The organism is Mycobacterium sp. 1245852.3 (genome assembly GCF_001669335.1).
In the GTDB taxonomy this organism is placed as follows: Bacteria; Actinomycetota; Actinomycetes; order Mycobacteriales; family Mycobacteriaceae; genus Mycobacterium; species Mycobacterium europaeum_A.
Map to the genome: position 1 here is coordinate 1 of NZ_LZLL01000338.1, position 1,627 is coordinate 1,627.

Below are 1,627 nucleotides of genomic sequence, written 5' to 3' on the forward strand. Positions count from 1 at the left end.
GCCGCACCGCCACCATGCCCGCTCCCACGCCGCCCACCCGGCACGGGGTGTGGTGTGGGCGGTATGTGAATGCTTGCGGGAGCGTGAGATTATTATTATTGATGTCGTTGGTACGGGGTACCATCTGTATGTGTAGGGCACGCCGCGAGGGCGGGCCCACCGACCCGATGAGGGGTTTGGGGTATGGCGAAGGCGCCGGTCTTCTACTTGGGGACGCACATGGATGGGTGGTTGGCGCACGTAGGTGTGCCGCTGTTTGTGTCTCACCGCCGCTTGGCGAGGCGTAAGACTCTGCCGAGGGCGCGTTCGGGGTGGGCGCTGGATTCCGGAGGGTTCTCCGAGCTCTCTCTTTACGGCGGGTGGCGCACCACGGCCGAGGAGTATGTCTCGGCGGTCAAGCGCTACGACCGCGAGATTGGACAGCTGGAATGGGCGGCCGGAATGGACTGGATGTGTGAGGACGACATGCTCGCCCGCACCGGCCTAACTGTCGAGGAACATCAGCGTCGGACTGTCGCGAATTTTGTTGAGCTCGAACGGTTGTGGTCCGAGGATGACGACCCGGACCTGCATCCAGAAGCCCCCTTCATGCCCACATGTCAGGGTCAGACGGTTGCGGATTACCTGCGGTGTTGGGACACGTTCGGCGAGGCCGGGGTGAACCTGAGCAATTACGCGTCCGTGGGTGTCGGGTCGGTGTGCCGCCGGCAGCATACCGGGGAGATCCGCGAAGTGCTTGAGGCACTGCGTGACCGCGATCCTGAGGTGCCGCTGCACGGGTACGGGGTCAAGACACAAGGACTTCGGATCTACGGAGATCTGCTGGCATCGTCGGACAGCATGGGGTGGAGCCTGAACGCGCGCAAGAACCCGCGGCTATCGGGCTGCGCTCACACGAAGTGCTCCAACTGCCTCAAGTGGGCGTTGCAGTGGCGCCGAGGCCTGGTGGCCGGCGGGTGCACCGAACACGGTGAACCCTGCGATGGCACCGTCGGAGCATGTCACCAACGAGACTTGTGGCTGATGCGGGGAATGGCCGCGACGGCGGCCTGAGCACCTCGGCGTGGCGTACGGGCTCAGGCTCTACGCCAATACCGGACGCCACGCCGGGTTCTTTGAACAAGGCGGTCAACTCCATCTCGCCACCCACGGTCTGATAACGCAGGGGCCGGGATCAGAAGACGTACCCATCCTCAGCCCAGGACTAAGGTCGGCGTACACAGGGGTCGCTCACGCCGTGTGGCAACCGTACATAAACAACTTGACCCGAAACATCGCCAATTCCAAGGGATACTTCACATACGGCCCCGGCCAATAAACCTGCATCCCCATACCGCGACTTACCGTGACGCTCAACGAGATCCGCACCACTAACCCGAAATACAATGTCAGCAGGGGCGGTAGAATGAGCCTATGACCAAGAACCGCGTCCAATGGGTAGCCTTTCTAGGGATGGGCCTCGCCGTCGGAATCGGATTCTGGTTCCTCGTGACTTTTACCCTCGCCGCTGCCGGATTTTACTTCTACGCCCTGCACATCGCCTCTTACGTCGCAGTCGTCCTCTGGTTGATCGCAGCGCCGGTGATCTACATCAACACCAACAAGAGTCACCCGCACGTCGCCGCCT

2 protein-coding genes are annotated in these 1,627 nt (G+C 62.2%); both read left to right on the forward strand.

Translation table 11 applies throughout. From position 1 onward, the window contains the following. Positions 1 to 183 precede the first annotated feature (183 nt). A complete protein-coding gene (locus A9W96_RS15260) occupies positions 184 to 1,053 on the forward strand; it encodes a hypothetical protein (protein WP_067140901.1) in 870 nt (289 codons plus the stop codon). Between the two features lie 360 nt (positions 1,054 to 1,413). Then, a partial coding sequence (locus A9W96_RS31475; RefSeq protein ID WP_156765259.1) for a hypothetical protein occupies positions 1,414 to 1,627 on the forward strand: 214 nt, incomplete at its 3' end.